At 32.1% G+C, this 14,247-nt stretch carries 14 protein-coding genes; 11 read left to right on the top strand and 3 right to left on the bottom strand.

All coding sequences use genetic code 11. From position 1 onward, the window contains the following. Positions 1–27: 27 nt before the first annotated feature. Complete coding sequence (locus PSR14_RS14725; RefSeq protein WP_098487569.1) at positions 28–1,254, bottom strand: MFS transporter; 1,227 nt, start codon at positions 1,252–1,254, stop codon at positions 28–30. 101 nt (positions 1,255–1,355) lie between these two features. Here PSR14_RS14725 and PSR14_RS14720 point away from each other — a divergent pair, with 101 nt between their 5' ends. The 5 genes from PSR14_RS14720 to PSR14_RS14700 all read left to right on the top strand — a co-directional run bounded on the left by PSR14_RS14720 (position 1,356) and on the right by PSR14_RS14700 (position 6,885). Further along, positions 1,356–3,092 carry an SgrR family transcriptional regulator gene (locus tag PSR14_RS14720; protein ID WP_098487568.1) on the top strand — a complete coding sequence of 579 codons (1,737 nt, stop codon included), beginning with the start codon at positions 1,356–1,358 and terminating at the stop codon, positions 3,090–3,092. 160 nt (positions 3,093–3,252) lie between these two features. Then, the gene (locus tag PSR14_RS14715; protein ID WP_000102247.1) at positions 3,253–3,876 is read left to right on the top strand and encodes a YhbD family protein; all 624 of its coding nucleotides are present in this window, start codon (positions 3,253–3,255) and stop codon (positions 3,874–3,876) included. A gap of 13 nt (positions 3,877–3,889) precedes the next feature. Beyond that, positions 3,890–4,600 (top strand): polymer-forming cytoskeletal protein, encoded by a 711-nt coding sequence (locus tag PSR14_RS14710; RefSeq protein ID WP_001258377.1) that lies wholly within the window; start codon positions 3,890–3,892, stop codon positions 4,598–4,600. Positions 4,601–4,618: 18 nt separating this feature from the next. Then, positions 4,619–5,326, top strand: a complete 708-nt coding sequence (locus tag PSR14_RS14705) for a polymer-forming cytoskeletal protein (protein ID WP_098487567.1) — start codon at positions 4,619–4,621, stop codon at positions 5,324–5,326. 23 nt (positions 5,327–5,349) lie between these two features. After that, positions 5,350–6,885 carry an MDR family MFS transporter gene (locus PSR14_RS14700; protein WP_000229603.1) on the top strand — a complete coding sequence of 512 codons (1,536 nt, stop codon included), beginning with the start codon at positions 5,350–5,352 and terminating at the stop codon, positions 6,883–6,885. A 54-nt stretch (positions 6,886–6,939) separates the two neighbouring features. On the opposite strand, the gene PSR14_RS14695 is transcribed toward PSR14_RS14700, so the two are convergent. Next, positions 6,940–7,260 (bottom strand): hypothetical protein, encoded by a 321-nt coding sequence (locus PSR14_RS14695; RefSeq protein WP_001062732.1) that lies wholly within the window; start codon positions 7,258–7,260, stop codon positions 6,940–6,942. Positions 7,261–7,497: 237 nt separating this feature from the next. On the opposite strand from PSR14_RS14695, the gene PSR14_RS14690 reads away from it, so the two are divergent. Then, positions 7,498–8,277 carry a BC_2878 family exosporium-associated protein gene (locus tag PSR14_RS14690; protein WP_048557949.1) on the top strand — a complete coding sequence of 260 codons (780 nt, stop codon included), beginning with the start codon at positions 7,498–7,500 and terminating at the stop codon, positions 8,275–8,277. 248 nt (positions 8,278–8,525) lie between these two features. Next, positions 8,526–9,323, top strand: coding sequence for a GNAT family N-acetyltransferase (locus PSR14_RS14685; protein WP_098487565.1), 798 nt, complete (start codon positions 8,526–8,528; stop codon positions 9,321–9,323). Between the two features lie 497 nt (positions 9,324–9,820). Here the strand turns inward: PSR14_RS14685 and PSR14_RS14680 are convergent, their stop codons facing one another. Further along, a complete protein-coding gene (locus PSR14_RS14680) occupies positions 9,821–10,252 on the bottom strand; it encodes a GNAT family N-acetyltransferase (protein ID WP_000027226.1) in 432 nt (143 codons plus the stop codon). Between the two features lie 855 nt (positions 10,253–11,107). Between PSR14_RS14680 and PSR14_RS14675 the strand changes: the two genes are divergently transcribed. From PSR14_RS14675 to PSR14_RS14660, 4 genes are all read left to right on the top strand, one after another. Next, positions 11,108–11,740, top strand: coding sequence for a spore coat protein (locus tag PSR14_RS14675; protein WP_076874362.1), 633 nt, complete (start codon positions 11,108–11,110; stop codon positions 11,738–11,740). A 370-nt stretch (positions 11,741–12,110) separates the two neighbouring features. Continuing rightward, positions 12,111–12,311, top strand: a complete 201-nt coding sequence (locus tag PSR14_RS14670; RefSeq protein WP_000342253.1) for a spore coat protein W — start codon at positions 12,111–12,113, stop codon at positions 12,309–12,311. A gap of 14 nt (positions 12,312–12,325) precedes the next feature. Then, positions 12,326–12,778 carry a spore coat protein gene (locus tag PSR14_RS14665; protein ID WP_000361679.1) on the top strand — a complete coding sequence of 151 codons (453 nt, stop codon included), beginning with the start codon at positions 12,326–12,328 and terminating at the stop codon, positions 12,776–12,778. Between the two features lie 463 nt (positions 12,779–13,241). Continuing rightward, complete coding sequence (locus PSR14_RS14660) at positions 13,242–14,102, top strand: DegV family protein (RefSeq protein ID WP_000538295.1); 861 nt, start codon at positions 13,242–13,244, stop codon at positions 14,100–14,102. The last annotated feature ends 145 nt before the right edge of the window (positions 14,103–14,247 follow it).

Here is a 14,247-nt window from a genome sequence, read left to right as displayed (position 1 = left end):
TACTGTTAAAAGGGTGGGGAATGCAGCCTATAAAACATGGGGAGTATGCTCCGAAATGTCTTTTTTTATTTTATTACGCTCTAAATTTTGAACAAAAAGAGCTTGAATAATGCCGCCAATCATTAAGAAACAAGCACAACTATAAAATAGCATACTACCGTTTAGTTTACTTAATAAAACCGCACCGATAACAGGACCGCACGTTCGAGATACATCCCAATGTAACCCGTAAATTGAAAAATACAATCCACGTTTATCTGTAGGAGCGATTTGTGAAACGAATCGAAGCAAGTGGTTGAAAGCAACACTTTCTCCAATGACTAAAAAGAGTAATGTGAAAAATAGTGACAAGATTGTTGCTGAAAATCCATAGCCAATTGCAGCTATCGTAAAGCAGGTGTAAGCAATAAGTATGATTTTCGCCATAGAAAATTGTTCAGACCATTTCACAAGGAAAACTTGTAGAGTGATTTCCATAAGAGCTTTGCATGTTGTAATAAAAACGAGTATGCGATCGAAATCCGGAATTGTATGTTTCACGAAAATAAGATAATTTGTTTCAGTTTGTGCATAAAAAAAGCTAATAGGAATTGTAGTAATCATTAGTCCAAATACGGCGTAATGTTTGTGTACAAATTGCTTTGGAGATGATACTTTAAGCTTTTGCGTTGGTGTTATCATTGCCGGAGCAGTTTCTGGAAGCTGCGTCCAAACAACGACTGCATATGCTATAAGTGTAATGCTTTGCACTATAAATACATATTCAGGGTGAGTCTTATAAAAAATAGTACCAATTAAAGGACCGATTAGAGTACCTATTGCTCCCATCGTTTGCAGAAGTGAGAAGATTTCTGCTTGCTGCCCATGTTTTGTTAAATCAGCAATTTGTGCACGTTGAGCGGGAATATATAAGGAACGGCCAATACCATTTATAACGTATAATAATGCAAAGATAAAAACGGATTGAGCGAAAATGAAACTACCGATTGCAACGCCCTGTAGTAACAATCCTAGTAACATAATTTTCTTTCGTCCATATTTATCAGTCACTCCTCCAGCAATAAGTGTAAATACAATGTCTGAAAGTGGTTGTAATCCGAAAATTAGCATAGTTATTATGATATTACCGTTTAACATTTTATCAACGTAAATAATCATAATGATGGCTAACATGGATTCTGTTGTTCGGATTAATAATTCGCCGCACATTCTTATAATAATTGGTTTGTTATAACGTAGTAAGAGATTGGTCAATATTAATTCCTCCTTTCTATATTGAAATGATAAGATGAAAGGAGAAAGAGAAAAAGGGTAGAAATAAAAGGGGGTATTTTTCACCTTTTAGGGGGAGTATGATGTTTATTTTAGATCAATATATTGAACTATGGTGTGCCTATGGTAAAGAGAGACAAGAAGGCGAACAATTTGAAGTAACAGTACAAATGATTGCAGAAACATTATTTTGTACAGAACGGAATAGTAAATTAATTATCAAAAAGTTAGATGAATTAAATTGGATTGCTTGGTTTCCAGGGCGCGGAAGAGGGAATCGTTCTAAACTAATATTTCAAAAGCAACCAATGACATTAATTTTAGACAGAGGAAAAGAACTAACGAAAAAAGGGGATGTAAGAAGCGGAATTTCATTTGTGGAACGCTACAGCTTACAATTTCCGTTAGTAAAGAAAGAGTATGAAGCTTGGATGGATTCCATATTTGGTCATCAAATAGAAAGGACATCCGAAGGGAGAAGAGATGTCCTTCGTTTGCAGGTTCAAATGAATTTAGATATTGCATTAGATCCGGTCTACGCTACAATGCGATCGGAATGTCATATGGTTAAACATATTTTTGATACACTCGTATATGTAAATGAGGAATCAAACTATATAGAACCAAGGCTAGCTTTTCAATGGGAATATAATGATGCAGAAAAGATATGGACGTTCTATTTACGAAAAGGAGTTCACTTTCATAATAGGAAACAACTTACTGCACATGATGTTATACATTCATTGAATCGATTTATGAATGCTGAAAATAACCCACATACGTGGATGTTACAACATATTGAAAGCTTCCGCGCAGTAGATGAATATGTTATTGAAATTCAGTTACGTACGGAAAATAGGATGTTTTTACATATGATAAGTGCAGAACAATGTTCTATCGTAAAGGAAGATGAAGCGGGAAACTTCATAGGTACAGGACCTTTTATATTACAAGAGAAGAATACACATTTATTTGTATTAGAAGTACATGATTTATATTATCGTGAAAGACCTTTTCTTGACCGAATTGAACTATTGAATGTAGAGCAAAATGTAAATACATATGACGTATTAGTAAAGGCACAGTATAAAGATAAAGAAAATCTTAATAAAGAACTTTCACGGCTTGAATCGAATGTGACATATGTAACGTGTAATCTTGTAAAAAAAGGGCCAATGCAAGATGAGCTGTTTCGAAAAGCGCTATACAAAATTATTCATGGTGATAAAATCGTTCAAGAACTCGGCGGAGAACGTGGAGAAGTGGCAAAAAAACTAATATTAGCAAATGAAAGTATAGTAGATATTGACGAAGATATCCAAAGTTTAATTAAAAGGAGTACGTATCATAGTGAAGTGCTACAACTATACACATTTACAGGACGAGATCACGTTGAAGATGCACAATGGATACAAAAAGAGTGTGCGAAGTACGGGATTCGTGTAGAAACCAATTTTCTTGAAATAGAAGATCTTTTAGAAATTAGTACGATACAAAAGGCTGATATGATGCATGATAGCGCAACAATTAGCGAACGAATAGAAGATAGTTTGTTATATATGTTTCTTACAAAAAACAGTTTTATTCATGGGCAAAGCAGCGTGGATTTTCATAAATTATTGTCCCCTTATTTTAAACAAGAACAAGTAGAGGAAAGAGTTACACTGTTACGCGATATTGAGGAGACATTGTTACGTCAAGTTCAAGTTATTCCTTTATACCGTAACAAACAACAAGTAACTTCTCATGAAAAAGTACAAAATATAATGATTAATTCACAAGGGTGGATTGATTTTTATGAAATATGGTTTACATGTTGATATATAAGGGTTTTTACGCATTTTATAAGATGCGTGAGAACCCTATTTTTTTTGTGTGAAACAGGATTGTTTTACACATTGTTACGCTACTTGTGATAAAAGTCTATTTACAGCGTAACAGTGTTATGTTACATTGTTATCAGGAAGGAGTGTTATACAGTTGAGTACAGATTTAATTTCAAAAAAAGATTTATTAGAACTTACTGGTATTTCATATGGACAGTTATATAGGTGGAAAAGAAAAAATTTAATACCGGAAGATTGGTTTGTACGAAAGTCTACATTCACGGGTCAGGAGACATTTTTTCCGAAAGAAAAGATTTTAGAGCGAATTGATAAAATCCAAACGATGAAAGAGGATCTATCACTTGATGAACTAGCGAATATGTTTTCACCGAGTGTGAGGGAAATTCTTTTAACGAAGGAAGACATTTTACGTAAAGGGATTGCATCAGAACCAGTTTTACAATTTTTCATAGAACAAACGAATAAAACAGCGGAGTTTCAATTTGTAGATATTCTTTATGTGTACATGTTAGAAGAATTACTACAATCGGGAGAGATTAGTTTAGAAGAAGGAAAAATGGTCTTGCAAGTTTTATGTGAAAATTATGAAGCAATGAAACATAAAACGTGTGACTTAATCATTATCCGAAAGTTAGGGATTTCTACATGTTTCTTAGTTTCAAACGTGGACGACTTAATTTTTGAAAAAGGCACCAAAATCGTTTTACGCGAAGCGATTATGAAATATACCGAAGCATTAAAAACTAAATTGTTGTAATGGAGGAGAAAGTATGCGTACAGATAATTTGATTATAAATGGTTACGGTTCATCGAATGGCGGTGAGTTTCATAAAGTGCAATTAAACGGAAAAGGAACTGTGAATGGAAATGTCGAATGTGAGCAATTTGAATGTAACGGTTACGGAGCAGTTACTGGCGATTTGAAAAGTAACAGTGCACGAATTAGCGGATCTGGTAAAGTCGATGGCACAGTTCATGCTGAAACGATGCGAATTGATGGGAAAGCTACAATTACGCAAAATGTAAAGGCAAACAGTTTGAAAATTGCAGGAAAAGGTACGATAGGCGGAAATGTCACAGGTGAAGAATTTAAAGTCAATGGTCAAGCAACAATTGACGGTAATTGTGAAGTGGATACTTTTTCTTCAGAAGGACAATTTACAATTGGCGGATTATTAAGCGCTGATGAAATAAATATTAATATTCACGGTACATGTCGCGCGAAAGAAATTGGTGGTCAAACGATTAAAGTAAGACATAGATCAGGTACATTAAGTAGGCTATTTAAAACAGTATTTGGCTTGCAGTTAGAAGCTGAACTATTAGAAGGTGACAATATCGATATTGATTATGCTCACATAAGAACGGTAAGAGGAAACAATATTACAGTAGGACCGAACTGTGAGATTGAACTCATTGAATATACAGGTGTTCTTACTGTTGATAAAAGCGCAAATGTAAAAGAAATTAAGCAGGTTTAATGGGAAGGAGAAAGTAATATGGAACATCCACATAGTCTCACAGTAAATGGTACTGGTAATTCAGCAGGCGGAGATTATAATAAAGTGAAGATTCGCGGTGAAGGAACGATTTCTAATGATATGAGCTGTAATGAATTTAAAACGTACGGCACGAGTGATGTACGGGGGAATATGAAAGTAAAAAATTATGTTGTGTATGGAGATAGTGAAGTACAAGGAAATGTCGATGCAGAATATGTAAAAGTATATGGTAATACACAAATGCATGGTGATGCACATATTGAAAAAACAAAAGTTAGAGGTATGATAGATATTGCTGGGAAGTTTTCAGGTGATTTTGTCGAAGTAAAAGGTGCTTTAAATGTGAGGGGAAATATTGAAGTAGAAAATTTATCATTAACTGGTGGTCTTGAAAGTGATGGATTACTTAATGGTGAAAATATTCAAATCTCACTTCGTTATGAAGGAAGTAAGGTAAGAGAAATTGGTGGTAAAAAAATTACGATTCGTAAAAAAGCGAGATTTCTTCCTTTTATTAGTCATGTTGGAAACCTTCAAACTTCAATTGTTGAAGGAGATGATATTTATTTAGAACATACGATTGCTGACATAGTGAGAGGAAACAACGTTACAATTGGCCCTGGGTGTGAAATTAGTGTTGTAGAATATCATACTAGTTTTAATCAAAAGGGTAATACAGTCGTAAAAGAACATAAACAAATATAAGTAGTATGAGGGAGAGCAAGGTTATGGTTGAGAAGAATAATAAGCTCGGCTTTATTGTGGCGGGCTTATTGCTAGGTATTTTAATGGCATCAATGGATAATACCATTGTCGTAACAGCGATGGGAACGATTGTTGGTGACTTAGGAGGTCTTGAAAACTTTGTATGGGTCGTTTCTGCCTATATGGTCGCAGAAATGGCAGGTATGCCGATTTTCGGTAAACTATCAGATATGTATGGAAGAAAGAGATTCTTTATTTTTGGTTTAATCGTCTTTATGATTGGTTCGGCACTTTGTGGTACTGCTGAAAACATTACACAGTTAGGCATTTATCGTGCCATTCAAGGTATTGGCGGCGGGGCATTAGTACCGATTGCATTTACTATTGTTTTTGATATTTTCCCTCCTGAAAAGCGCGGGAAAATGGGTGGTTTATTCGGAGCGGTATTTGGATTGTCAAGTATTTTCGGGCCGTTACTTGGCGCATATATTACAGATTATATTAGCTGGCACTGGGTATTTTACATTAACTTACCGCTTGGCATTTTAGCACTTATTTTTATTACATTCTTTTATAAAGAATCACGAGTTCATAGAAAACAAAAAATTGATTGGTTTGGCGCAATTACTTTAGTTGGTGCAGTAGTTTCTTTAATGTTTGCACTTGAACTTGGCGGACAAAAGTATGACTGGGATTCTAGCTTTATTTTAAGTTTATTTGGTGGATTCGCTATTTTAATTATTGCATTTATTTTTATTGAACGAAAAGTAGAAGAGCCAATCATATCATTTGAGATGTTTAAGCAGCGCTTATTCGGAATGAGTACCATTATTGCTTTATGTTATGGTGCTGCGTTTATGTCAGCAACTGTATACATTCCGTTATTCATTCAAGGTGTATACGGAGGTACCGCAACAAACTCAGGGTTATTACTATTACCGATGATGTTAGGATCAGTTGTAACAGCGCAATTAGGTGGGTTTTTAACGACGAAGCTTAGCTATCGAAACATTATGATTATTTCTGCTGTTATTATGCTAATTGGACTATTTTTATTAAGCACATTAACGCCAGAAACAAGTCGTGTATTATTAACAGTGTATATGATTATTATTGGATTTGGAGTTGGTTTCTCATTCTCTGTACTAAGTATGGCGGCTATCCACAACTTTGGTATGGAACAGCGAGGGTCTGCGACTTCAACGAGTAACTTCATTCGTTCATTAGGCATGACGCTTGGTATTACAATCTTCGGAATGATCCAAAGAACAGGTTTTCAAGATCAATTAGAAGAAGCATTTAAAGGTATGAACGGGGGAATGAATACAAACGCTTTAGGAGATTCAAGAGCTATTTTATCAGAATCGGCAAGATCTCAAATTTCACCGCAAATATTAGATAAAATTATTGATGCTCTTTCTAGCTCAATTGTCCAAACATTTATGTGGGCATTGGTACCAGCTGGTTTAGCATTCATATTTATTTTCTTTATGGGAAATGAGCGCATGGTAATTAAAAAACAACAAAAGAATAAAAAGAGCGAAACATCAAAAGCGTAATGAAAAAGCTCCCTTCCAATTGGAAAGGAGCTTTTTCGTATGTACGGATTTAGATTAGCCTTCGATGATTTCGTATTCTTCGTCTGCTAATAATAAAATTTGTGTTTTCTTACCTTTGTTTTGAACTTCGATTACATCGTAAGCACCTAGGTCTCTTATTTTGCTTTGAGAAGCGTTAACCATAACTTCAATAGAATCAATTAAGATATCTTCTTCAATGTATGATTCAGGCAATGCCATATCTTCAGTATCTAATACACATGCGTATAGATTTTGTAAGTTTTCAGCAGTTGGATTTTGTTCTTCAACATCAATGATGTTTTTAACTGCTTCCATATTTTCTTCTTTTGCTTGGTATACTTTAATTTTAGCCATTGTTTTAATCTCCTTTATAACGTAATCGTAGAGGCTACACTTCATTATAACGTTTTTTTCATGAAAGATGAAATTGTTATATGTATTTATAGGGAAATTTATGTGTTAGTATTTATTTTTAATGCGATAAGTAGGCAAATATATTCCTGCGTTAAAGTTATATTGTCCAAGCTTTTCTCATATCCCGCTCATATTATGTGTATGAGATAAAACATATAGAGAAGGGATGAAGTGTAAGTGGGTTGTGAGCCGAAACGAAATGATCGATGTTGCCAAAATAGTATTTGTGAATTTTTGCGAAGTCTAGAGCCTTTTACAAAAGTTGAGAGTATTGTAATTGCCGGAAATGAAATTGTTGTATCTTATTTTCTTTCATTTAATAAGAAGAATGGTGTCGTATCCTTCGTACAAGAGGACGATGAGGTTATTTTTGTAGATTGCTCTAAGATTGATGCAATTCGAATAGGAAAAGTTTGTAGTTGTAAAACGAAAGTCAAATTTATTGAAGAAGATTTCAGTCTACTTGGAAACGTTTGTCCGCAATGTTTAACAGAGGGAAGCACACTCTTTTTTGACTTTCACAATTCAGAATTGAATTTATCACTTCAAGCAAAAACAATTGATGCACCTAGTTGTACTGAGTTTATAGATGAGATGGGAAATGTAGTAAAACAAATTACTATAATAGGTGAAGCAATTGTTTCTAAAGATTTTGTTCAAGTGCCTGAATTATTAAGTTTCCGACTAGTATTATCTGATACGGCTACGAATCCTTTAAAGTTTGGAATACTGTTCATTAATTTCCCTGATCTTACGTTTATTATTCTTTTCGCATCGAGTGGATACCTCAATATTTCGAACTGTTTGAAAATTAAGAGTGGAGCTGGTAATGTTGAAATAGAAGAGATGAAAAAGATAATATCGAATGACGATAATACGTACACATCAGTTGTTAAAGTGACTAAAGTATATAAAAACGGAGGAACAGAATCATTTGTTTATAAGAATGAGTTATAACATATATTTTTAAATGAACCCTTAAACTAATGTTAAGGGTTTTTACATAATAAAAGATTATAGATTGTGAATTTTTATTAAGTATATTATCTGTAAACCTATACACTAGAAAGTCATTTACTTTTTGATTAAATGTTATAATAATTTTATATTTATGAATAATTTATAATTATATGGAATGTAGTAGACGTTTGCTTATATGTAGAAAAGAGTAGAAGTACATTAATTCTAAAGAAAGCAGGAATGTAATGATATATGAAGCGAATATACATACAAGAGAAAAATTAGTTACTATGTTCGAAGATTTCAATAACGTTGTTTTACTTTCTTATTTACAAGGACATATGGGTACCGCTTGGGTAAATGATTTTGAAAATCCGACAGTAGCGCAAATTACGGTAGGGATCTTTACATTTTATGCTGGGGATTCAAAGGTGAAAGAAACAGAAGAATTGCTTCGAAACATTCCTGATAGAATGTTAGTCATCGTAAATAGTGTAGAATGGAAAAAGCGTTTAGAAACATTTTACGAAAGAAAAATAGATAAGTTTTTACGCTATAAATTTAAACGTAATGCAGAAGTTTTTGATCATTCAAAATTACAATCTCTTATATCAGCGCTTCCAAAAGGATACGAGTTAAGAAGAATAGATGAAAATATCGTAAATAACCCTACATTACATAAAGTCTCTAAAGATTTTACAAGTCAATTTCAATCAGTAGAAGATTATATAAACCGAGGTATAGGGTATTGTATTTTGTATAAAGGAGAAGTTGTATGCGGTGCATCATCATATAGCATTTATGATAATGGCATTGAAATTGAAGTTGCGACTGATCACAATTATAGAAGAAAAGGATTGGCGACTATAGTTAGTGCAGCACTCATCTTGGACTGTTTAGAAAAAGGGATATATCCAAACTGGGATGCAGCGAATACTACATCTGCAAAACTAGCTGAAAAACTAGGATATGTTTTTGATAAGGCGTATGATACTTATTTTGTGGATAATAGTTCAAATAAAAGAGGAGTTAGCCAAAGCTAACTGCTCCTCTCCAAAGGGGGAATGGAGAGATACAATCATGTTATTTACATTATTGACGGGAGGTTGATTTTTAATCAATCTTCTATAAAAGTTGAGATAAAATATTTTTAATTAACCCTGAGGATCCAATTAAGAGTACTGATAAAAAAACGATTGAGAATATACTTTTTTTAGGTTTTTTAAATTCTATGTATATGTTAATAATGGCACCAATTGCAACTACAGTAAAGATAACGAGTCTTATTACATCTATCATAAATAACGCTCCTTTTAATTACTTAATTGTATTATATAGGAATTGGCCTTTCGATTAGTTTATTTGAATACGATTTAAGGTAATTTTAAACAAACTAATCTTTTATACAAAAGTAAGGTTAAGAAAAAAGACAGCGTAAGAAGTAATAGTATATCTTGTAGAAGCTGATGTAGACCAAATAAAGTAGGGTTATTATCTATGCGGCAAGTATAATTAATATGTATACTCACTTTAGGTACCTTTACAACTTAAATAATAAAACATGATTTTCATAATGATCCAAACACCAATTATATTTTTCTAGAATAATTGGATGAACAACTTCTTTCGGAGTATCGACCTCAGTATAGCCATATTTCTTATAAAAGTTTTTTAATTCCTCAAAAGGAAGACAATATACATTTGGAACTTGTAATTTCTTCGCAGTTTCTACTAAAAATGAAACAAGATCCCCAGCTAATTGTAGCCCTCTAAATTGAGGAAGAATATAAATTCCACCCATTTCTAAAGTATCTTCATCTATTTGGACTAATCGTCCAACACCTGCATACTCATTGTTGTATGTAATAATTGCAACTTTGTCTCTTTTTAAATCACTTCGTACAAATCCTATTGAGTCATATTGATTATTAATCCATTCTAAATCATTAGATGTAGCCATTTGGATACTCATAGACATCCTCCTTCGGAATACTAGCACTATCTTTATTATATAAAACATAAGATGCTATATCAAAAGAACCTTGATATAGCACATTTGCAAAATTTATTAGTTGAAGTTGTAGATTTGCTGGTATTGAAATGATAATTTCAACTAAAAGAGGATAAGAACCTTGTGAATTTAGTGTAAAACTAGTTCTTGTGTTTGGTAACGCATTATTATTTAAGCGTATAGAGTTTATAGGCTTATTTTAATTGGTGTAGCTACTATATTATTGGAACTAGTAAGGAAATATAATAATCCCCAGCCTGAGTGATAAAAATCGTATTAGGATTTAGCAAAAAAAACCTCCTGAAAAAGAAAAGGGATTTAAAAATAAGAGCACTTCGAAAAGTGCCCTTCAGTAACGACTACTCATTCTAAAAAGAAAGGATGCAATATATCATATGAAGTTAAGTGTATTTAATTATGGGCCTTTTATATAAAAGTTTTATTTTGTATTTTGTTCCGAATAAAAAGGCGGTTGTTTCCGCAACCACCTTTCAGTAAAATAAAGCACTTTTTATGAAATAAATTATGGATGATCCCTAAAAAAGGTTATAGGATATACTCACATTTTTATAACTAAAGTGACGAGTTCAGGTTATAAGAAAGGAACAATTATATTGTATGAAATCTATTCCAGAGTAGTCGCAAAGAAAGCTGTCTTCTTATTTGAAGGCAGCTTTCTTTTATTAGAAAAAGAAGTAGAAGTAAAATAAAAGATTAAGTTACTTGTCCAAACAAATCTTTAAAAAATACATAAAATGCTAATAGTTAGTCAATATTTTAATATTGCTAACTTTTAAGACTAAAAGGGGTGATTTTATGTGTGAATGTGAAGTTTGTAGAAGAAAGAAAAACCGAGATCCATTAAATCGGGATTGTGAGCCGAAAAAACGAGCTCCTAAGCTAAAAAAAGAGGATTGTGAACCAAAAAAAGAGGATTGTGAACCAAAAAAAGAGGATTGTGAACCAAAAAAAGAGGATTGTGAACCAAAAAAAGAGGATTGTGAGCCAAAAAAAGAGGATTGTGAGCCAAAAAAAGAAGATTGCGAATCATTAAATTATTATTCGTTTAGTAAAAATACAAATTTTTTAGAGGAAGCTATACAAACAGATAAAATCGATCAAATTTCTGAGGAATATATTGAAATAGTTGATTCAGCAGATGTACAAGTTACTACTACAGATACAAAAGCTGCGCTATCTATCCAAGCGGCATTACAAGCAGCTATTGTGGTTGTAGTAAGTATTTCTATAGCAGATAGTGAAAAGGCAGATAAAATAACACAAGAATTATTTCAAAAATCAGCTATTAAACAAATTAATAGACAAAAAACATTTATTAAAAATTCCAGAAACGTAACCGTAACAACTACTGATACAGATATTGCAGTGAATATTCAAATTCTCCTTCAAATTTTATTAGCTTTATTAGTTAAACTAAACATTTTATAAAGTGTCTATCCTATTGATATTTAGCTATAAGTTTTCACTCTAAGTAAACGTTTTTTGTTGTAACATATGGTACAAGCTTGGACTTCTTATTATGACTGAATTAATATTCAAGATAAATGAAAAAGCAAGTGTGGAAAACTACAAATAAAGTTGAAATACATTATTTAACAGTAAATGAAACTTATATTTATGTGAAGTGAAGGAAAGAAAGCTGACTTCTTATTAGAAGCCAGCTTTTTGAAGTTATTAGTAAAAAGAAGTGGAAAATAGAAGATTAAGTTACTTGTCCAAGCAATTTTTATTAAATTACATATAATGCTCTTAGTTATTTGAAATTTTTATAGAAAATTGATTGGAGTGAATATTGTAAATGGATGATTTAAACAAATTTTCTTCCTTTAAGTTTGATAAGGATCAAAAGAATATAATTATAGACCTTTTACTCTCAGATATTTTTAATAGGCATGGGATAAATGAAGAAAAACTAAAAAATTTATCGCCAGAAAAAAAGCAGCAAATTAAAAGTATTGTTTCTGAAATACAATCACAAGTTAATAATTATTTAGATTGAAAGGGGGTGAACGTATGGACAAAACATGTCATTCAGATGAAAATAAAAAATGGAGTGCATTAGATTACTCAAATCCTCATCCATCTTTTAAGAATGCTAGTGTTTCAGAAGCAGCTGCGCAAGAAAGTAAAACTTACCAAATTTCTGAAGAATCAATTACAATTGTCGATTCAGCAGATGTAGAAGTTACTACTACAGATACAAAAGCTGCGTTATCTATTCAAGCGGCATTACAAGCAGCTATCGTGGTTATAATAAGTATTTCTATAGCAGATAGTGAAAAAGCTGATCGTGTTGCACAAGAATTGTTTCAAAAATCATCTATTAAACAAATTAATAAACAAGAAACTGTTATTAGAAATTCTAGAAATGTTACAGTTACGACTACTGATACAGACATAGCAGTAAATGTTCAAATTCTTCTCCAAATTTTATTAGCGTTACTAGTTAAATTGAATATTTTATAAAGTGTTTAACTTGTTTTTTATCTAGTGATTCTTTTACTGTTTTAATTATAGTACAGGCTATAAATATTAATCATAACTGGACTAATATTTAACATCGCTAAAATAATAATGAGAGCAATGTGATGGAAAATGAAGTTTGGTTATTTTATGAAAATTTAAAAGCCATTTCCTTTATTGGATTTGGCTTTTAAATTTTAAACAGTATGAATTTGAAAAGATTATATTAAAATAAAGAATTAAAATATAATGATACAAAATACTTATAAAATTAGTCGTGTTTTAGAAAAATAATAAGAAAAAGGTGTTTAAAATAGAATCATTTGTATTAACAGTTCAAGTTTTGAAGAATAGTGCATACAATATAAAGTGTTTTCCTTTCTTCATTTAAGTTTTACGTATATAATTTAAAAGTATTATTTTTATTTTATATTTTTTATATTTATAACAGAATAGAGGTTTAAAAATGGGTGTTAAAATCATTACGGATAGTGCGGCGGATTTACCGGTAGAATTGCTGCAAGCATATGATATTGATTTAATTCCACTCCGTGTTTATGATGAATCAGAAACAGAGTATTTAGATGGAGTAACATTAGAGTCAGTTACATTATTGCAAAAAATGAGAGAAGGCGCTGTTTATAGAACGTCATTGCCCTCACTTGAAACTTTCCAAGAAAAATTTGTTTCTTATGCAAAAGAAGGTAATCCTTGTATATATTTAGCTTTTTCATCTGAACTGTCTGGTACATATCAATCATCAGTTCTCATTAAAGAGGAAGTAAAAGAAACATATGCTAACTTAGATTTAGAAATTATTGATACGAAATGTGCTTCGCTTGGTCAAGGTCTTGTTGTTTTAGAAGCTGCTAAAATGGCGAAAGACGGTGCATCAAAAGAAGATATTTTAAAACGTGTTGATTTTCTAATGAACCATATGGAACATATCTTCACTGTAGCTGACTTACAGTACTTAGTGAGAGGTGGACGTTTAAGTAAAGTCGCAGGATTTATCGGTGGTTTACTAAACATTAAACCGATCTTAAACGTGGAAGAAGGAAAACTTGTACCACTTGAAAAGGTAAGAGGGAAAAAGAAAGTACTTGGCCGAATTGTCGATATAATGGAAGAGCGTGGAAAAGAACTTAAAGGTCAAACAATCGGTATAACTCACGGTGACGATTTAGAAACAGCTGAAGCATTAAAAGCATTAATTACAGAAAGATTTGGCTGTGAAGTATTTATCGTAAATACAATTGGTGCAGCAATCGGAGCACATACAGGACCTGGCGTTATAACGTTGTTTTTCTTAAATGAAGTAGAGTAAAGGATTGATCTTTTGATCAATCCTTTTTTTGTGATGTAATTATTTCCAAATAATAAAGTGCTATTGATTCTTAAAATGATTAGTGTTAAATTATTTGTTTCTCTATGAATAAATAGAATCTATACATATTAAATAACTTTTTAGT

Source organism: Bacillus sp. A01H, assembly GCF_045277205.1.
Taxonomy (GTDB): domain Bacteria; phylum Bacillota; class Bacilli; order Bacillales; family Bacillaceae_G; genus Bacillus_A; species Bacillus_A paranthracis.
The sequence above is the reverse complement of the archived record's forward strand: the minus strand, read 5'-3'. Positions and strand labels throughout refer to the sequence as shown.

Bases quoted from the DNA above. Each gene is read 5' to 3' on its own strand.
- PSR14_RS14705 (WP_098487567.1), top strand. From the start codon at position 4,619: ATGGAACATCCACATAGTCTCACAGTAAATGGTACTGGTAATTCAGCA.
- PSR14_RS14700 (WP_000229603.1), top strand. From the start codon at position 5,350: ATGGTTGAGAAGAATAATAAGCTCGGCTTTATTGTGGCGGGCTTATTG.
- PSR14_RS14670 (WP_000342253.1), top strand. From the start codon at position 12,111: ATGGATGATTTAAACAAATTTTCTTCCTTTAAGTTTGATAAGGATCAA.
- PSR14_RS14680 (WP_000027226.1), bottom strand. From the start codon at position 10,252: ATGAGTATCCAAATGGCTACATCTAATGATTTAGAATGGATTAATAAT.
- PSR14_RS14675 (WP_076874362.1), top strand. From the start codon at position 11,108: ATGTGTGAATGTGAAGTTTGTAGAAGAAAGAAAAACCGAGATCCATTA.
- PSR14_RS14695 (WP_001062732.1), bottom strand. From the start codon at position 7,260: ATGGCTAAAATTAAAGTATACCAAGCAAAAGAAGAAAATATGGAAGCA.
- PSR14_RS14665 (WP_000361679.1), top strand. From the start codon at position 12,326: ATGGACAAAACATGTCATTCAGATGAAAATAAAAAATGGAGTGCATTA.
- PSR14_RS14685 (WP_098487565.1), top strand. From the start codon at position 8,526: ATGATATATGAAGCGAATATACATACAAGAGAAAAATTAGTTACTATG.
- PSR14_RS14660 (WP_000538295.1), top strand. From the start codon at position 13,242: ATGGGTGTTAAAATCATTACGGATAGTGCGGCGGATTTACCGGTAGAA.
- PSR14_RS14720 (WP_098487568.1), top strand. From the start codon at position 1,356: ATGTTTATTTTAGATCAATATATTGAACTATGGTGTGCCTATGGTAAA.
- PSR14_RS14710 (WP_001258377.1), top strand. From the start codon at position 3,890: ATGCGTACAGATAATTTGATTATAAATGGTTACGGTTCATCGAATGGC.